This window comes from Larkinella rosea (assembly GCF_003858635.1).
In the GTDB taxonomy this organism is placed as follows: domain Bacteria; phylum Bacteroidota; class Bacteroidia; order Cytophagales; family Spirosomataceae; genus Larkinella; species Larkinella rosea.
This window is the reverse complement of sequence record NZ_RQJO01000007.1, coordinates 2090189-2109609: the sequence shown is the minus strand read 5'-3', so window position 1 is coordinate 2109609 and position 19421 is coordinate 2090189. Positions and strand designations below refer to the sequence as shown.

14 protein-coding genes are annotated in these 19421 nt (G+C 52.1%); 11 read left to right on the top strand and 3 right to left on the bottom strand.

The genetic code is table 11. The annotated features are described in order from the left end of the window. Positions 1-67 precede the first annotated feature (67 nt). Positions 68-766 (bottom strand): LytR/AlgR family response regulator transcription factor, encoded by a 699-nt coding sequence (locus tag EHT25_RS08660; RefSeq protein ID WP_124873307.1) that lies wholly within the window; start codon positions 764-766, stop codon positions 68-70. Continuing rightward, positions 747-2444: a histidine kinase gene (locus EHT25_RS08655; protein WP_124873305.1), complete on the bottom strand. Its 1698-nt coding sequence runs from the start codon at positions 2442-2444 to the stop codon at positions 747-749. The genes EHT25_RS08660 and EHT25_RS08655 overlap by 20 nt, the downstream gene beginning before the upstream one ends. 134 nt (positions 2445-2578) lie before the next feature. On the opposite strand from EHT25_RS08655, the gene EHT25_RS08650 reads away from it, so the two are divergent. The 10 genes from EHT25_RS08650 (at position 2579) to EHT25_RS08605 (ending at position 17856) form a co-directional block, all read left to right on the top strand. Beyond that, positions 2579-3964: a serine hydrolase gene (locus EHT25_RS08650; protein ID WP_124873303.1), complete on the top strand. Its 1386-nt coding sequence runs from the start codon at positions 2579-2581 to the stop codon at positions 3962-3964. Positions 3965-4193: 229 nt separating this feature from the next. Beyond that, positions 4194-4574: a hypothetical protein gene (locus EHT25_RS08645; protein ID WP_124873300.1), complete on the top strand. Its 381-nt coding sequence runs from the start codon at positions 4194-4196 to the stop codon at positions 4572-4574. After that, complete coding sequence (locus EHT25_RS08640; RefSeq protein WP_124873298.1) at positions 4507-5163, top strand: triple tyrosine motif-containing protein; 657 nt, start codon at positions 4507-4509, stop codon at positions 5161-5163. Before EHT25_RS08645 ends, EHT25_RS08640 begins: the two co-directional genes overlap by 68 nt. 247 nt (positions 5164-5410) lie before the next feature. Beyond that, positions 5411-9349, top strand: coding sequence for a hybrid sensor histidine kinase/response regulator transcription factor (locus tag EHT25_RS08635; RefSeq protein ID WP_124873296.1), 3939 nt, complete (start codon positions 5411-5413; stop codon positions 9347-9349). A 288-nt stretch (positions 9350-9637) separates the two neighbouring features. Continuing rightward, a complete protein-coding gene (locus EHT25_RS08630) occupies positions 9638-9982 on the top strand; it encodes a hypothetical protein (RefSeq protein ID WP_124873293.1) in 345 nt (114 codons plus the stop codon). 486 nt (positions 9983-10468) lie between these two features. Further along, positions 10469-13645: a putative Ig domain-containing protein gene (locus EHT25_RS08625; RefSeq protein ID WP_124873291.1), complete on the top strand. Its 3177-nt coding sequence runs from the start codon at positions 10469-10471 to the stop codon at positions 13643-13645. Between the two features lie 261 nt (positions 13646-13906). After that, on the top strand, positions 13907-14554 hold the full coding sequence (locus EHT25_RS08620) for a hypothetical protein (protein WP_124873289.1): 648 nt from the start codon (positions 13907-13909) through the stop codon (positions 14552-14554). A gap of 176 nt (positions 14555-14730) precedes the next feature. Continuing rightward, positions 14731-14946, top strand: coding sequence for a hypothetical protein (locus EHT25_RS08615; RefSeq protein WP_124873287.1), 216 nt, complete (start codon positions 14731-14733; stop codon positions 14944-14946). Positions 14947-15071: 125 nt separating this feature from the next. Further along, positions 15072-17015: a KUP/HAK/KT family potassium transporter gene (locus tag EHT25_RS08610; RefSeq protein WP_124873285.1), complete on the top strand. Its 1944-nt coding sequence runs from the start codon at positions 15072-15074 to the stop codon at positions 17013-17015. A gap of 76 nt (positions 17016-17091) precedes the next feature. Beyond that, positions 17092-17856 (top strand): slipin family protein, encoded by a 765-nt coding sequence (locus EHT25_RS08605; RefSeq protein ID WP_124873283.1) that lies wholly within the window; start codon positions 17092-17094, stop codon positions 17854-17856. Positions 17857-17887: 31 nt separating this feature from the next. On the opposite strand, the gene EHT25_RS08600 is transcribed toward EHT25_RS08605, so the two are convergent. Then, the gene (locus EHT25_RS08600; RefSeq protein ID WP_185731301.1) at positions 17888-18178 is read right to left on the bottom strand and encodes a response regulator; all 291 of its coding nucleotides are present in this window, start codon (positions 18176-18178) and stop codon (positions 17888-17890) included. Positions 18179-18524: 346 nt separating this feature from the next. Between EHT25_RS08600 and EHT25_RS08595 the strand changes: the two genes are divergently transcribed. Next, on the top strand, positions 18525-19295 hold the full coding sequence (locus EHT25_RS08595; protein WP_124873278.1) for a hypothetical protein: 771 nt from the start codon (positions 18525-18527) through the stop codon (positions 19293-19295). Positions 19296-19421: the final 126 nt, after the last annotated feature.

Genomic DNA, 19421 nt, shown 5'->3' with positions numbered 1-19421 from the left:
GTTAAAATACTACATTAGGAAAATTCGGGAGGTTTCGAAAGGATAGAAGGTGGAATAACCGCCGTAACTATTGGAAGTGTCGTTTGAGCTGCTCATACCGCGACCGACCGATGGGCAGTTGGTGGCCGGTGGTTAACTGAAGCGTATAGCGACCACCCGATTGAATCTGGATCGCGGCAAAATAACGGCTGTCGGCCAGGTAGGATTTATGAATTCGTTCAAAACGGGCGGGCAGCAGTTGGGCCAGTTTTTCCAGTGATTTATCATGCAACGCTTTCGTTCCGTTCAGCAAATGCAGTTCGGAATACACACCGGACCCTTGTATAAAAAGCACGTCTTCTACCGGAATCAACCGGATTAGCCCCCGCGACTTAACCGCCAGAAATTGGAGGGGGGGCTGCGGACCCGCCGGTTTCTGGACCACCCGTTCCAAAGCCTGTCTGACCCGCTCGACCGAGAAGGGTTTGGCAATAAAATCGAGCACGCCATACTCAAAAGCCGTGATGGCCTTGTCGGTATAGGCCGAAACCACCACCGTGTGAAAAGATTCGGCCACTACGTTTTTCAGTACTTCAAAACCGTCTTGTCCGTTCAAGTTTAGATCCAGAAACAGCAAGTCAATGCCTTGACTGCGAATGTATTCGGTGCCACTTTCAACGCCATCGCAACGTGCCAGACTGCTTAGCTCAGTGCCCAGAATTTCCTGCACGAACCGTTCGATCCGGGCCGCAATCCGGGCTTCATCTTCAATGATCAGGATTCGCATAAATCGTTAGTTGAGTTAGCCAGCCCTCCTCGATTTCCTCCGAGAGCAGGGCCCAGTTTTGGCCGTAACTTTCGGTCAGTCGGGCTTTCATATACTGCCATCCCGTTCCGGTTTTTGGTTGGTCTCCCGGGTTGCGGTTGATGGCCCGGGTGCGGAGTTGATACTGCCGGTAATGCGCATTCCGCTGAAAAGAAAGCAGAAACCGGATCGTTCCGTCGGCCAGCGGTAAGCTGTGGGTAATTCCGTTTTCCAGAACGGTATGCAGCAAAGCCGGGGGAAGCGTATCGGTCGGATCAATGCCGGAATCCTCCCAAACATAATTAATTTCCTTCCGAAACCGCATGACGGCCAGGTGGCTTTTGCACAGCTCGATTTCATGCGTGATCGGCACCAGACGCACATCGACCATTTGACTCAACAACCTGAATTCGCTGGCGAGTGCTTCAATGAACACCACACCCTGCCGGGGCGATTCCTCAATCCAGTCGATAAGCGAGGTCAGAGTATTAAGCAAGAAATGGGGTTGAATACTTTTTTTGAGCAATTCCGTTTTTAGCCGCTCCGACAACACGAAGGTCTCCCGATAAGCCTGATCCATTTCCCTCGAATGAGTCACCAGTCCGTAGAGCATAGCCAGCAGTAAAAAGCCAAAACCGAGGTACAGGCTGTAGTCATAGTAGAAAAAGAGGGTGCATAACCCGCTCAAAACGATCGAGATAAGGATGCTGGCGGCCCCTTTTCGCTGCTGCCGCACCGCCAAAACCGCTATGAACAGTGCACTGATTCCCATCGTTAAACTCAGCAATTGGGCCGTAAAATCATACCGTCCGTGGAAGTACAGATAGATTCCCAGCAGAACCAACAGCAAGAGCCCCGTAAAGCGTCTGGGGTTGAAGAGGCTGAATTGCCGGTTCAAAAAGGAAGGAACCAGCAGCGAAATACACAGCGTCAGCGCCCCAATCACTTCCAGTCGGGGTGTTTGCAGGTCATAGCGATACGGCCAGACAAAGGGTACATATTCGGCAACGAGCAGGCCGAAGAACAGCCCGCAAATCAGGCTAAATAAGCGAAAAAGGGGCTCCCGGCGGTTGTGAAAATACAAAAACAGGTAGTAGAACGCACCGATCAAAAAAGCTCCCGCCAGCATGGCCATCCAGGCAACGGTTTGCAACGAGGCCCGTGCCCGGTCCGGCTCATGTTCAATCCGGGCATTATAAAAACTGTAGCCCGCGCGGGAATAGAAATTGGATACCCGAAGCGCCAGCACATGCGCCCCCGGTTTGGTATCAGCATCGGTCAGGAGCCAATACGTCGCATGTTGACCGGGACGCTCGGCGGTTTTCGTCGTTCCGACCTGCCCATTATGACCCAGCAACCGCCCATCCCAGAACGCATCGAAGGAACCCAGGGCCACGACGCGGACCCCCAGCGGTTTACGCAGCGTGGCCGCCGAGTCCAGGTGGAAGTGGAAGCGAACCCAGAAAACCTGTTGCCGGGAGGTGCCGTTGGTCACTGACCAGTTCCGATCGTTCCAGTCCAAAACCGCCCACTCGGGCTGATCCCCGAGCTTCAGTCGGATCTGTTCCGGGCCGATCGAAACCGGCTGACAGCCTGCCAGCGCAAGCAACCCCATCAGGCAAAACCAGCGAATCCACGGTTTGAGTCGAGTCATCAACATTTTCGAATGCACAAAGATAAGAGTCACCAGGCGGGTTCCGGTGCCGTTGACAAACGGGTGGTGTCGTTGGCAAGTTTACCAAAATTGATCACACATAACCACCGTATTATTGATTGATTTTTCCGATTAATCACATGCGCACGTTCCGTCTAAAACTAATCTGTCTGGCCCTGCTGGCCATCATATCATTTTCTTCGCTTGCTCAGGATCAGATCAGAAACCGGCTTGACTCACTCATGCAGGCGGCTCATGGCCTGGGTGTTTTCAATGGCAACGTGGTTGTGGTGCATCGGGGAGTGATCCAATACCGCAACAGTTTTGGCTACGCCGATGGCAGCCGCAGCCGCAGGCTGAGCCTCGATATGCTCTTCGATATTGGCTCCATTTCCAAGGAATTTAATGGTGCCGCCCTTCTACTGTTACAGCAACGAGGAAAACTGTTGCTGACTGACCGGCTTAGCCAGTACCTGAAAGACCTGCCGAGCTGGTCCGACAGCATCCAGCTCAAGCACCTGATCAACTACACCAGCGGTTTGCCCATTACGGGGGCGATGAGCGATCAGCAGATTCTTGATGAACTGAAATCGCTGAAAGCCCTGGCCTTCCGGCCGGGCAATGCCTATGCCTATAGCTATTCCAATGTATATCTCCAGCGCCGGATCATTGAGCGGGTTTCGGGCCAGACGTATGCGGCATTTATCACCGAACAGCTGCTGAAACCGCTGCAGATGCACCACACCTTCCTGGATTTGCCGGTTACGGCCCCGGAAATGACGCGGGCGTTTGACAGCAATTTTAAAGAAAGCAACTACGAGCAGCAACTAACGGGCTGGCCCCGCATGTCGATTGATGATCTGTACAACTGGCTGGTCAAACTGGATAGTTACCAACTGATTACTAAAGCGTCCATGCAGGCGCTGGCCGTGGATTTTGGCGGCAACGAAAGCAGCCTGGGCCATGCAGTTTTTAAAAACGACGAGCTGACCTGGCATCAACATCATGGCTCAAATTATAACTACGAAGCTCTGATGACCCATGATGTCGCGAATGATATTGTCGTAATTCTGATGACCAATAGCCAGCAGTTTAAGGTCAACGCGCTGACCAACAGCATTATCGCCATTCTTCAGGGAAAACCGTACACGGTTCCCAAACGCTCGCTCTACCTGGATATGCGCGAAAAAGTGCTGGCCGATTTCAACGAGGGCATGGCCTTTTACCGGGAGGTCAAAGAGCACCAGCGAGAGCGGTATGATCTTGGGTTCGAGATCGGGGATCTGGTAAATACCGGCAAATACCTGATGCGTCGACAAAAGTATGAAGAGGCAATCCGGCTATTTCAGCTGGGTACGAGCTTGCCCATTCAGCCGGGCGATTATTCCTACGCCTACCAATTGATTGCAGACTGCTACGCCAAAATGGGAGTGAAACAACTGGCGATCGTCTACTACCAGAAAGCCATTGAAAAAGACCCGACGAATGCCAATGCCAAAGGGTATCTGGCCGAATTGGTACGATAGGAGAGTGCGTGCTGGATAAAGGTAGATTTAAAATAGCGCTAACCATTCGGGGAAACCGGCAAGTCTAAAAACCGTTGTTTTCGAATTGTACCAATTGTTTCCTTCTGATAAATGATTTGTTAAAAAAAGTAACATGAGAAATTTTCTCCTTACTTTGGGTAGTTGCGCTGATTAGCCGTGGCCTATGAAGCAAAGGTACAATCGGAAATTTCGATCTATTTTCGCGGTTTTGGGTAGGCTGTTTTGGCTCTCCCCGGTTTTGTTTGCCCAGCCGAACCACCTCCCGACGCCCGAATTGCTCATTTATTCGGTGATTCCCGATCCGCACGGTGATGTCTGGGCCGGTACGAACAAAGGCCTGGCCCGCATCAACCGACGAACCCTGCAAATCCGGAATTATACGACCGAAGATGGGATTCTGGCCGATGAATTTAACCGCTATCATTTTGTACACCTGCCGGACAACCGGATTCTGATGGGGGGCCTGGAGGGCATTACGGCGTTTTATCCCAGTCAGGTTCGACCCGACCCTTTTCAGCCCAATGTGGAGATTACCAGCCTGCAAATCAACAACAACGCCGTTCGGCGAGTTGCCACCGCAGGCGCTTGACCGGCTTGACCTGCCGTATGATCAAAACTTTTTGACGGTTGAGTTTTCGGCCCTTCAGTTTAACAAACATACCAAAAACCGCTATCGGTATCAATTGACGGGCCTCAACGGGGCCTGGGTGGAAAACAGCCGACCCGTTGCGGTTTTTACGGATTTACGGCCCGGTAGTTACACGTTACGGTTGATTACCACCAATACATCGGGCATCTGGAGTCCGCACATCCGAACTTTACCCATTACCATTCGGCCGCTCTGGTTGGAAACCTGGTGGGCCTATGTGCTCTACGGACTGATGATCGGCGGCATTGCCTACGCCTTATTCCGGAACTATGCCAATCGCGTGCGCATGGAGCAACGGATGCTTTCCAACCTGCGGGAAGCCGAGCAGCTTCGGGCGCTCGATGCCATGAAAACCCGGTTTTTTTCAAACGTTACCCACGAGTTTCGAACGCCTTTGACGCTGATTCTGTCGCCCATGGAACAGCTTCTGCAGGAAGACCCCGAACCCTGCATCCAGCGACGGGTGTCCGTTGCCGAAACCCAGGCCCGGTGGTATGCCGGAATGATTCGTATAGGCTTTGTCGAATAAATACTTGGCCAAACTTTTAAAAATAGGTTTATAGGGTCTGAAAGGGGCTTTACCGCGTGGGCTGGAGGTGATAGTTTGTCCAAAAATGAACAAACGTCCATACAGAAACGGACAGGTGATCAACCGGTTTTATACTTGAGACGTGCGGTCATACCTGTTTGGAAGTTTAGAAATGTGATTTGTCCTAACGATTTGAAAATATTAGCTATATTTTTGTATCGGTTACTCTGGGCGTTAGGAAAACTTCATGATCGGGAAAGATTTGCATTGGTACCTGGCCTTCATCGTGCTATCCGGATGGATTAGCCTTGCTCCGAAGAGTGTCAGGGCGCAATCGGAGGGACTTCCTCAACCAGAACGAATAACCCAGCGGGAGGGATTGCCACAGGCTTTTGTTCCGGCAATCACCCAGGATCGGCAGGGCTTTATTTGGGTCGGAACACTGGACGGTTTATGCCGGTACGACGGCAATGAATTTAAGGTTTATCGCCCGGCCAGTCCGCTGCAGGTTAGGCCCGACAACTGGGGAAGGCTCTGGCTCAAAAGCGAACATGACCTGGATTGGTTCGACCCCGCTACGGAAACGTTTCATCCGTTTACCCGTCATCCCTTTTTTCGGAAACACTTTCCGCAGGAGCACATCCGTTCGTTTTTTGTCGAAAACCCAAGCCGGATCTGGTTAGGATTGGCTTTTGAAGGATTGGTCAGCGTTGACCTGGCAACCCACCGCTTTCGCCGATTCCGCCATCAGCCGGGTAATCCCCATTCGCTGAGCAACGATATGGTCAAAAACATCGTTATTGACTACCAAAAGCGGCTTTGGGTCGCCACCGATACCGGTCTGGATCGCTTCGATGAGTCGACGGGGCGGTTTGTCCATCTCCCGTTACCGACCTCGGCACCCGACTATAAACCGGATTCTTCGATTATCGGTCTGTACCTCAAACCCGACGGTGATTTGCTGTTACTGTCCGGTCGCCATCTGACGGTATACCCGGCGCGGACGGGGCCTCCTAAACAGTTTCGACTACCCAAAAGCTATTACAAAGGGATTGTTCCGGACTTTGCGACCGACAGCCAGGGGAATGATTACATCACCGTCAATGATTTATACCGGTTCAACGAGCGAACCGGACCCCAACTGCTTTACGATTCCACCCTGATTCAGAGTTGCCAGAGTATTTACATTGATCGCTCGGATGTGTTGTGGCTCGGGACGCAGGGCGCGGGGATTCGCAAGTACAACCTGCGTTCGAGTCGGTTTACGGCACTGCCTTACCGGGTTGGGTTTCCCTCGGATCTGTTCACCCGGATTCTAGGTATGAAAACAACAGAGCTCTCGACCCGGTTTGCCAAAACCAACCCGTACAATTTTCGCTATACGTACGACCGGCAGGGAAAGCTATGGTTTTCTGCCGGTCCGGGCAATCTGTATCGACTCGACTTGCGGACGAAATTGGCGGAGATGATTCCGCAACCGGCCGGGCTGCCCGACAAACCTGATGGAAAACCGGTTTTGCTGACCTCCGACCCGCAGGGGGGCATTTGGCTGGCTCACCGACTGAAAGCCTGGCAGTATGACGAGCTGCACCGCACCTGGCATGCGTTTCCGTTTCCAATCCGACGCCAACAGGCTAACGAACGACAATCCATCCAGATGATTGTTGATGAACGATTTGTCTGGGTGCTCACCGGATCGGACGGTTTTTTTCGGACCGACCGTAAAACCGGAACTGTTCGGCACTATACCCATCAGCCCGGCGATTCGACCTCGCTGAGCAGCAACAACCTGACGGGGCTGGTGGCGGATTTGGTTGATCCCAACAAATTCTGGATTGGCACTTACGGCAGCGGGCTGTGTCTTTTTGATAAACAAACCGGCCGGGTTCGGCGGCTGACGCAGAAAGACGGATTACCGAACGAAGTGATCTATACGGCGATCCCCGACCGGCGCGGTTTTGTGTGGGTGGCCACCAACCAGGGTCTTTGCCAGTTGAACCGGAAAACGTTTCAAACCCGGGTCTATACCTACGAAGATGGATTACAGGCGGATGAGTTCAACAGGTTTCATCAGCTGGAGTTGCCCGATGGCCGGATCATCCTCGGCGGACTGGAAGGACTGACTGCTTTCAAACCCGACGAATTGCAGGAAGATACGTACCAGCCCGAAGTGCAACTGACGGATATTCAGATCAATAACCGGATGCTCGAGCCGGGGAGCTTGACAAACAATCGGGCCGTTCACACGCTGGATGTCCTGGATTTGAGCCACAATCAGAACTTCGTAACGGCTAGTTTTGCGGCCATGCAGTTTAACCGGCGCAGTAAAATCCGGTTTCGCTACCAGTTGGAAGGACTCGATCCCGACTGGATTGTTACTGAACGACCAATTGCGGTTTATACAGATTTGCGCCCCGGATACTACACGCTGAAACTGAATGCATCGAACACGTCCGCCGTCTGGAGTTCGCATGTTCGCACGGTTTCCGTTATCGTTCACCGGCCGTGGTGGACCACCTGGTGGGCATTGATGCTTTATTTCCTGCTGTTGGCCGGCATTGCCTACGGACTCATTCGCATGTATCTGAACCGCATCCGGTTGCGGCAGTCGATGGAGCTTCAGGAGAAAAAGGCCGAGCAACTCCGGCTGCTCGATGAAATGAAAACCCGGTTTTTTTCCAACATTACGCACGAGTTTCGCACCCCGATCACCCTGATCATGACGCCGACCGAGCAACTTCTGAACCGCTTCCGGGAACCCGAAGATCGTCGACGGCTGAACACCATCAGCCAGAACGCCAATCAGTTGCTCGATTTGGTGAATCAATTGCTGGATCTGTCGAAACTGGAAGCGGGGGCGGTCAAAACCGACGAAGCCCGGGGTGATCTGCGCGAATTTGTGGAAATCATTGTGCAATCGTTCCAGCCCGAAGCTGAAGAGCGTGGTATTATGTTGCGGTTTCTGGCAAGACAACTGGCGGAGGAATACTGGTTCGACAAGGGGAAACTGGAGCGGATCGTGTACAACCTCGTGGCCAATGCCCTGAAGTTTACTCCGTCCGGTGGCCAGGTGGAATGCCTGATCGAAATGGTTGAATACAAGAACGCTGAGGTGGTAAAGATTACCGTGCGCGATTCGGGAATTGGTATTTCCCCGAACCATTTGCCGCATATTTTCGACCGGTTTTACCAGGTCGAGGATTCGGCTTCGGGCTTGTTGGCTCAGAAACAGCAGGGGGGCACCGGCATCGGGCTGTCGCTGGTGAAAGAGTTTGTTGAATTGCAGGGAGGGGCCATTCAGCTGAAAAGCGAACCGGGCGACGGTACGGAATTTGCGTTTTTTTTGCCCTACCGTCCGGCGGCTCCCCCATTGGCCTCAACCGCGAACCTGCCCGCAGCCCCCGGAGAAGAACGGGAAGGAGGCATCCATTTGCTGATCGTGGAAGATAACCAGGAACTGACGATGTATATCGCCGAGAGTTTCCCGGATTCCTACCATATTCGGCGGGCGGCCAACGGCGCGGATGGGCTCGCCCTGGCCCTGGAACACATGCCCGACCTGATCATTTCGGACGTGCTCATGCCGATCATGGACGGGTATACACTGGTCCGGAAGTTAAAAGAAGACCTTCGGGTGAGCCACATCCCGGTTATTTTGCTGACGGCCAAATCGGCGCATGAAAGCCGTTTGGAAGGCCTTACGGCGGGAGCTAACGATTACATCACCAAACCGTTTCATTTGGAGGAGTTGCGGCTGCGGGTTCGAAATCTGCTCGAACAACAGCGGCAATTCCGGGATTGGGTTCGGGCTTCCCTGATCAATCCGGACACGCCGGTTCGTGGCGCAGAAACCACCGACTCGGAGCCGTTTCTGGAGGTGTTGTATCCGATTTTGGAAACTAATCTGGACAATTCGGCTTTCGGCGTGGAAGAACTGACCACGCAAATGCGCATGAGCCGGATGAGTTTTTACCGCAAAACGAAGGCCGTGACCGGTCTTTCGACCAACGAACTGATCCGAAATTACCGCCTGAAACGGGCGACGTATTTTTTGCGGGAGGGTTTCACCAGCACCGAAACCGCCTACCGCGTCGGCTTCGACAGTCCGGCCTATTTCACCAAATGTTTCCGCGAACTGTACCAGATGACCCCCACCGAATTTGTCGCTAAAGGCGGAATGGCCTGATTTTTCAGGGTGGGTACATTTTTATAGTCGTTGGGAAAACCCTTATGGTCCCTTTTTGGCGGTCCTTCTACTTTGGCCGGATAAACCAACCCTTTATCCGGTTATGAAGAAATGGCTATTGATTACGCTGGCACTGCTGAGTCCCAATCTGCTTCGGGCCCGGGGCCGAAGCCTGGTCGCCGGGTTTTACCGTCCAGGTGCTGAGCGCCCCGACGATTGCGTTTTCCCAAGGACATCCCAGCCCGCTAACGGTTATCCAGAACACCCCGTTCGTCATGCTGACGCTGAGTGGCTGTGTCGGGGGCACCCAATATTTACCGGAATGAGTTGAAGAATGCGGGCAAAGGCAACAGATCCCATACCTACAGCTTTACGGTTCCGACGGTTTTGAAAGACAATACGACGCGCCTGATTTGGGCGCGGGTTTCGGGTTCGACGTACGATTTAAAGGATTCAGGTAAACCGCTGACCTGTTCACCGGCAGCCTGGTTATCGGCCGAAACCGGTGATGAACTTCAGGTGGCGGTTTTGGGCAATCCGTTTTCGGAGCAGCTGGCCGTCGAAATCCGGGGAGCGGAAGGGCAGCCGCTCCTGCTGCTTCTGACTGATGCCAGCGGGCGGTTCATCAGCTAGTGTCAGCTCGAAACCGCCAACCCGGTCGAGCAACAGCTGTTCACCGTCAGCCAGCAACCCGCCGGGTTGTTGTGGCTGCGGGTTGCCAGTGGCATTCGGAGCGTAAGCTTGAAGGTGCTTAAACGCTGAGCGGCCAATGCTGTACTAAAACCGCTTCAGGCCACTGATTATCAGCGACCTGAAGCGGTTTTTCTTTTTGTTACTTTTTTGTTTAAAATCTCGCACATATCATAAATAGTTTGCTACTTTGGCGACGTAATCAGAACCTGCGCAACGGCTTGGGCCTTTCGTAGGGAATCGGTTTCCTGCGTTGCCAACCTCCTCTGTCCATGAAGATTATCGATCGTTTCCATCCGGTTTGCCCTTTGGCGCAACTAAATACTTCTTTCCATTTTTGGGTTCCGCCGTGTCCTGTTCAACCGACACCCGTTTAACGCATTTTACGCCCTGTTTCTGTTCTATTTCTTCCACTTAACCAGTTCTGGTATGAACCCTTCTCTACATCAGATCCGACGGCTCGGCGGTCGGTTTTTAGCCAGTTGTTTATTGTTGTTTGTGCAGGTTTGCCTGTTGGGCACACTGACGGGCGCTCAGGCCCAGACGATACGTTACGTGAAAGAAGGAGGAACCGGTGAAGGGCTGACCTGGGATGATGCTTCGGGCGACCTTCGGCAAATGATTCAGCAGTCACAGTCTGGCGATCAGATCTGGGTAGCGGCTGGAAAGTATACGCCCGGCGACGAGCGATATCATACGTTTAGCCTGGTCGATAAGCATAATTTTGCAATTTATGGCGGTTTTGAGGGTAATGAAACAACACTTGCCGAGCGGAAATTGACTTTCCCATCCTCCACAACGCTCAGTGGCGAAATTGGTGATCCGGGCGAAATATCTGATAATTCGTATAAAATTATGGAGATGTTTTATTCCGCCCGGTCCACCATTCTGGACGGGCTGGTCTTCAGCGGTGCGCATAGCGATGGAAATGGAGCTGACGCTTCCGGGGGCGGAATTTTAATTTATTATAATTGTGGGGTAGGAGCCAGCCCCACCATTCGCAACTGTTATTTCACGAACAATCAGGCCATTATGGGGGGCGCGATTTACGTCAGTGGGGAGAATTTTAGTGCCGAGAATTCTCGTCCCCTACTAATCAATTGCGTTTTCTTTGATAATCAAGCGATTGATAAATCCTATGGAGTTAATGAAATAGTGTATGGATCCGGCGGAGCCATTGTGAGTTCAGGCGCCGAGCTCACGATGATCAATTGCACACTGGTTGGAAACCGGGCCAAAAACGGTAATGCCATCCGAAATGAAGGAGCACTCACCCTGACGAACAGCATCCTGTGGAATAACCGGCCCAATTATGATGGCGAGATTCAAGGTGATGATGGCCTGGATATAACCGGCGCCGGAACGAAGACGGTCACTTTTTCAATCAATCAGGACAATCTTCCCGGCCAGGGCAACCAAACCGCCAGCCCGGCTTTCGTCGACGAAGCCAACGGCGATCTGCGGTTAACGGCCTGTTCGTTTGCCATCAATTCCGGAAATCTGGATTCCTACACGGCTGTGAGCGGTCCGGATACCGATCTCGCCGGGAAAACCCGCGTTTACGGCGATTATATCGACCGGGGGGCAATTGAATTTCAGGGAGAGTCGGATGCCCTCTTTTTCATCAACCCGACACCCTTGAGTTTAACGATCTGTTCGACTCCCACAGGCCACCTGTTTTCAAGTGAACAGCAACTCATTGGTTTAGGGGGGAAGGGGCCCGTAACCTATCAATTTTATAAAGATGGTGTGAAATATGATGAATATACGACCAGTGGTGATGGTTCGGCCTTTCAGTATACTTCGGATATGACTTCCGGGGAGTATCGCATGGTGGTGAGTAATGCGTGCAGTGTCAGCACGGCCGAGTCCTCCAATGCCATCACGTCCGAACCCTTCAACCTGACCGTCATACCGCATCCAACCGTTACGATTGTGGCATCGGCCACGGCAGTATGTGCCGGAACATCGGCCACGCTGACCGCTTCGGGTGGAGGAACTTATCTGTGGAACACCGGCGAAACCACTGCCATCATCAGTGTGACGGCCACCGGAACGTATAAAGTTACCGTAACGAACAGCAACGGTTGTTTTGAAGAGAAAGAGATCCACATAACCGTTGCCGGGTCAATTCCAGCCCCAACGCTCAGCAGCAGTCCGGCGGCCGGTAGTCCGGGTAGTTTACTTGTTCTTCAGAACAGCCCAACCGTTTCATTGACGGCGAGCGGCTGTTCGGGAACGCTGGTCTGGACCGGTCCCGGATCGCCCACGGGGTCAACGGTTTCCGTGTCAACTTCGGCGACCGGAACATTCGCTTATTCCGTCTCGTGTCAGCAGGGCAGTTGTACCAGTCCAGCGACCACGTTTACGGTAGTGGTCACGTCCGCAGTTTCGGTGACCGGCAGTTTCGATGGGTTTCTCTACGGGGCTGATTGCTCCACCTTCCGGGGCTGGGCCTGGGATCGCAACAAACCCAATACGGTTTTTACGGTTGATATTTACGATAGCGACACTTTCAAAGGCACGATTGCCGCCAACGAGTTTCGGCAGGATTTGAAGGATGCCGGAAAAGGCAACGGGATTCATGCGTTTCGCTGGACGATTCCGGCCGAACTGAAAGACGGTCAGGTGCATTCGCTCTCGGCCCGAATTTCGGGCAGCGGTTTTACGCTGAAAGACGGCCCGAAAACCATTCAGTGTCAAACCGGCACGCCACCGCCCCCAGCCAATAAACCGCCCGTTGCGCCAACCGGGGTGGCTTTGACGGCCCAGAAAGAGGTGAGTTTTACGACAACCTTACCAGTTTTCACCGACCCGGAAGGCAGCACGCTCAGCTATGGTCTGGCGGGTTTGCCCACGGGGCTGACGTTTACGAGTGGTACCCGTCAGATTACCGGAAAACCCGAAGTCGAAGGCCTGTTCGTCTTGACGTATTCGGCCACCGATCCGCAGGGAGCCACCAACAGCGTAAGCTTCAACCTGACCGTAGCGGGTTCGACGACGGTCGTCACGGGTGATTTCGAAGGGTATCTCGACAAAGTCGAATGCGGCACGATTCGGGGCTGGGTCTGGGACCGGAAGAAACCGAACACGCCGGTGACGGTGGAATTCTACACCGGCAGTACGGTTTGGGGCAGTGTGGTTGCCAACATTTACCGGGTGGATCTGTTGAATGCGGGCAAGGGCAACGGCATTCATGCCTACAGTTTCGACGTACCGTCGGTTTTGAAAGATAACATCACCCACCTGATTAGCGCACGGGTGTCGGGCAGCACCTACGTCCTGAAAGATTCCGGAAAACCGCTGACGTGTTCACCACCCGCTCCGGTGCGCATGTCGGCCGTTGAGACGCCGGATTTACAGGTGACGATGTTAGGTAACCCGGTTTCAGACCGGTTGACGGTGGAAATCCGGGGGGCTGAAGGGCTGCCGGTTCGGCTCACATTGATGAACCTGAAAGGCCAGCAAGTGACGGAGCAGTGGGTGGAAAAAGCCGGATTCAGCGAACGGCAAACCCTATCGCTGAGTGGACAACCGGCGGGGATGTTGTTGCTGCGGGTGAGCAGCGGTTCCCGGAAGGTGACATTGAAAGTGCTCAAACCTTAGTTGTTTCAGGCACCGGCATATTTCTGAACAACCCGGCTCCCCAAAAGCCGGGTTTGTTTTTGAAAAAATAAGAGTGGTACGGGTATTGGTGAATAAGTATGAGCTTGATTATCAGATTGATGTGGCTTGAACAAACTTGAACACGGGATGAATGGCTGTCCTGAGGCCGAGTGAATAGGTTTGTACGGTCCATTGGTAATGCCGGTTAGAAAAAGACGGAAAAACCATTACCAAGTCAAATCAACCCTGAACATGAACACGATGAAACGAAGGATGATGCTACTGGGTCTTATGGCCTGTTGTGGTATTTTTTTACCCGCAATGGCCCAGAAAACGGCCTATCATCTGCCGCAGCTGCTCCGGGAAAACCGCCTGGTTGCCTTGCCTTCCAACGAAGTAACAGCCTTGACCACTGCCGGCAAACCGGCGGTGTCGATGAAGGGAATTGTGTGGCTGAAAGGAGTAAACTTTAAACAGGGCACGATCGAGATCGACCTGCGGGGGAAGGACGTTTTTCTGAAGAGTTTTCTGGGAATTGCCTTTCACGGGGTGGATACGACGACCTGTGACATTCTGTATTTCCGCCCGTTCAATTTTCGACATGAAGACACGCTGCGCCGTAAATGGTCCGTTGCCTACATGAGTTTGCCCGATAAAAATTACGCCGTATTGCGCCGGGATCATCCGTTGGTGTACGAAAACGCGGTCGATCCGGTACCCAGAGCGGACGAGTGGTTTCATGCCACCCTGGTTCTTATCCATAAAACACTGAGCGTTTATGTCAATCATTCGGCAAAACCGTCGCTGCAGGTTACCCTGCTCAATGACAGAACCGAAGGACTTTTTGGTTTGTACTCGGATGGTCTCCCCAATGATTTCGCCAATCTGACCATCACGCCCCGTCCGTAAAAATCACCGGATTTACGACGCTACTTTTAACCCGCGACTGGTCCGAACGAGCGGTCGGTTTCGGCTTGCATCCAATCGAACCCCGCTCAAAATTGGTCTGACAGACGAAAATCGGGTCGCTTTTTGGCCTCTTCGTACGTATTAGTTCGATACTACCCCAAAATCATACTATCAAAATGAAAAAAACCTTTCCAAAATGGAAAGGTTTTATCGCTATTGGTACAGGCTGTTATTTTTATTCCTTTGATTATCAGTCAAGTAGTGTGGCAGACTTAACATTGGCATTACATTGGATGCGTGAACTACTATCGATAGGTGAATTGAAAACCGGTTCCGGGTTGGAGCCGGTTCTGGTAACAATGTTTTCGGCGGTTGTCCCAACGACCGACTGAGATTTGATCAACGAAGATGTCCAACGCGACCGTTTTCCCTCCCTAACTTCCTAAGCCTGCCCAGCTTGCAATCCGTTCTTTAAACCGTTACACGTCTTCGCATTCACCGGCTCCGGTGACCCCGTATGGAAAGTAAACATCAGTTGGATAAAGTGACCGCTGCCGGGCTGCTGGTGGCGATGGGTATTATTTTTGGCGACATTGGGACTTCCCCGCTCTACGTTCTCTCGGCCATTATGGGTCCTGATCAGCCCATCCGGGCGGATGTGGTGCGCGGGGCTATTTCCTGTATTTTCTGGACGCTGACGCTGCAAACAACGGTTAAATATGTGGTCCTGATATTGCGGGCCGATAACAAGGGCGAAGGTGGCATTTTTGCGCTCTATGCATTGGTTCGACGTCACGCGAAGTGGTTAACCATTCCCGCCGTAATTGGGGGTAGTGCCCTGCTGGCCGATGGCATCATCACACCACCGGTATCGGTGTCTTCCGCCGTCGAGGGGCTCGAACTGCTTTATCCGCATATTCCCACGGTCCCGATTGTCATCGGTATTCTGACGGTTTTGTTTTTGATTCAGGCCCTGGGAACCAGCGTCGTCGGTACGGCTTTTGGGCCGGTGATGTTGCTCTGGTTTCTCATGCTGGGCGTTTTAGGGTTCATGAGCATTGCCCATGCACCATCCATTCTGACCGCCGTCAACCCTTATTACGCCTGGTGGCTGCTGGTCGAATATCCCGGCGGTTTCTGGCTCCTGGGATCGGTTTTTCTCTGTACGACGGGCGCCGAAGCGCTGTATTCCGATCTGGGCCATTGCGGCCGGGGAAATATCCGGGTGAGCTGGCTGTTTGTGAAAACCTGTCTGCTGCTGAATTATTTTGGTCAGGGTGCCTGGTTGCTGACCATGGAAGGACGGGCGCTGGGCGTCCAAAAACCGTTCTATTCATTGATGCCGGACTGGTTTCTCATCGCCGGAATCGGCATTGCCACGGCCGCCACGGTCATTGCCAGCCAGGCCCTGATTACCGGTTCGTTCACGCTGATCAGTGAAGCCATTCGTTTGAATTTATGGCCGAAAGTCGTCCTGCGTTACCCTTCCATCAAGAAAGGGCAGTTGTACGTCCCCAGCATTAATTTGCTGTTGTGGATGGGCTGTGTGGGAGTGGTGCTGTATTTCCGCGAGTCGTCGAATATGGAAGCTGCGTATGGGCTCGCCATTACGCTGACGATGCTGATGACCACACTTCTGATGACGTATTATCTGTATAGCCACCGGTATCGGGCCTGGGGCGTTGTGTTGTTTCTGGTGGTGTATGTGGGGCTGGAAGGCGCTTTTCTGGTGGCCAATCTGATCAAATTTCCGCATGGCGGCTGGGTTTCGCTGTTCATCGGAGCGACGATTGCGATCGTGATGTATACCTGGCTCCGGGCTTTTTACATCAAACTGCGGCTGACCGAATACGTCCGGATCGACAGCTACCTGCAGCCGCTCAAGGAGTTAAGCCGGGACATCAGCATTCCCAAATACGCCACGCACCTGGTTTTTATGAGTAACGCAGCCCGGCAGTCCGAGATCGAATCCAAGATTATCTATTCCATTTTCCAGAAGCGCCCCAAACGGGCCGATATTTTCTGGTTCGTCCACGTCGATACGACCGATGATCCGTATACAATGGAATACAAGGTCAATACCATTGCCGAAGACGACGCCTACAAAATCACGTTCCGGCTGGGGTTCCGGGTCGAGCAGCGCATTAATCTCTTCTTTCGGAAGGTGATCGAAGACATGGTGAAAAACAAGGAAGTCGATATTACGAGCCGCTACGAATCGTTGAGCCGCCAGCATGTGATTGGAGACTTCCGGTTTGTCGTGCTGGAAAAATTTCTCTCCTTCGAGAACGACCTGCCGTGGATGGAGCGAATGATCATGAATTTCTATTTTTTCATCAAGGGATTCACCACCACCGAGGACCGCTGGTTTGGCCTGGATACCAGCTCGGTCAAGATCGAAAAAGTGCCGCTCGTGATTCGGCCCGTCGAAAACATCAAGCTGAAGCGCATCGATGCCTGAACGCAGGTCTGATTGATCTGCATGTCTTTTCTGAAAGCGTTTTTTGTAAACCAGTTGTTTAATCGTTCGAAATCCCATGGCTATCTTACTCGTTTTCGCACTTATTCTGGTCGTTTTACTGACCGGTTTTCGCATTGCTCAGGAATATCAGCGGGCAGTTGTATTCCGACTCGGGCGGTTTCAGTCCATTCAGGGACCGGGTCTTTACTGGCTGATTCCGTTTATCGATCGGCAACAGAAAGTCGATATCCGGACCAAAACGGTTGACCTGGAACAACAGGAAACGATTACCAAAGACAGCGTAACGATTAAAGTAAATGCGGTTTTGTGGTTTCGAATCATTACGCCGAAAGATGCCATTATTGAGGTGGCCGACTACAACAAGGCAGTGTATCAGTTTTCGGTTACGGCCCTGCGGAATATCATTGGTCAGCATTCCCTCGACGAAGTGCTGCGGGAACGGGAACAGATCAATAAAACGCTGCAAGGCATTGTCGACTCGACGACCGAACCCTGGGGCATTAAAATTGAAATGGTTGAGATGAAGGATGTCGAAATTCCGGCGGCCATGCAACGGGCGATGGCCCGCGAAGCCGAAGCCACCCGGGAAAAAAGAGCCCGGATTGTTAAGGCCGAAGCCGAACTGGAAGCGTCGATCAAGCTGACCCAGGGCGCGACGGAGATGGAAAAAAGCCCGATTGCGGTCGAGTTACGGCGCATGCAAATGCTCTCCGAAATCGGCATCGACAACAATACCACGACGATTGTGATGGTTCCGTCCGATTTTACTTCGGCTGCTAAAAGCTTTAGCGAACGGGTGGCTCAACAGAAAACCGCCTGAAAGGGATAACGAACCCGCGGTTTTTTCGGAGTCAAAACAGAATGGATTCCACTAAAAACGATTCGGCCCCGGCTTTGTAACAGGCCAGAATCTCAAACTGGGATGCCTCATTACAGGTCATCATGACCGGAATGTTTTTCCAGCGAAGGTCTTTTTTGAGCGATTTAAGGATTTGAAGCCCTCCTTTTAAAGGCAAGTGAAGATCAAGCGTAATCAGGTCAGGGTATTCATCGGTTGTTCCCAGATACTGAAATAAGGCTAAATCATTGGGGAAGAATTTTATACTGCGAATGGCACCGATGTGCTTTAGTACTTTATCCATTTGAAGAGCTGCTTCGGAACGGCCTACAAACGTACAAATCACTACATTCTTCATATTTTAGGAATAGTAGAATTCCTGCAAAAATACTGAATAATAACAATTTAAGCTACATTTAAACGGTTTTTGAAGAAAATGAGACTGTATTCGCAAAACCTCCTGAAATTTCGGGGGTATTTGATCGTAATGAGATGCAAAATGGCCCAATACAGGTTGCTATTGTAAAACCGGTAAAAGGGTTCCCACCTTCCTGCCTGATAAATTTATCAAAACCGCCCCCGGACTTCCAACCCTTTTTCCCTATCTATGCTCTACGGTTTTAGAATCCTGTCTATGCCTTTTAAGCCCTATGAAAATCGTTACCCGTTTTGCCGGTCTTTCCGCCTGCCTGCTGTTTTTTTTGCATTCGTGCAATCCGGGAAAAGATCAGCATTCTTTGTTGAAACCCGGCTGCCAGGTCCTTACTTATACCATTGAGAGTAAGGAATCGAGTCCGGAAGCCTACGTTCGGGATGAAACCGCCGTGCTGGATCGGGATACCGTGAAAATTGGAAAAGTCAGCACCCGCACTTATAAATATGATGAGCAAGACCGGATTATCGAATCGACCTGGGCCACCTACAATTACGGTGGTAACGGCGGAAAGACGCTCTATCAATATACTTCGGATACCGTTACGCTCATTTCCACCCACCTGGGAATGGATCGGCAAATCCATAAATTTCCGCTCAATAAGCAGGGGTTGAATGGGAGCGCCAATCTGAAATATAATGCAGATGGGTTTTTGATTGAAAGCGTAAATTATGGCGCAACCAAAACCTACACCATTGAAAACGGGAACATTGTCCGCGAGCAGGAACGGGCCGCCCCACCAAATCCAATGGTCTATGAGTGGACGTACGAATATGATCTGACCCGGCCCAATTTGCCCAATACGAATCCCTACGACGGGAAAACCAGTAAAAACCTGCTGATGAAAGTAACGACGGGAACCGGTGTTTCGGCGAGTTCGTATGCTTACAAATACATATTTGACGAATCGGGAACGAAAACACGACGCTACCGGAAAATTGGGGAGGGGCGCTACCTGGTTGCCGACTATACCATCACCTGCCGGTAGGAAGCCCGCAATTCATTCACAGAGGGAAGAATACAGTTCGTTTCGACTAACTCCAAGCCGGCTGAAAAATATCATTTTTCGGAGTAAAGCGGTTTGCCGTGCCAACGGTGCCGAACAGAAATTCGG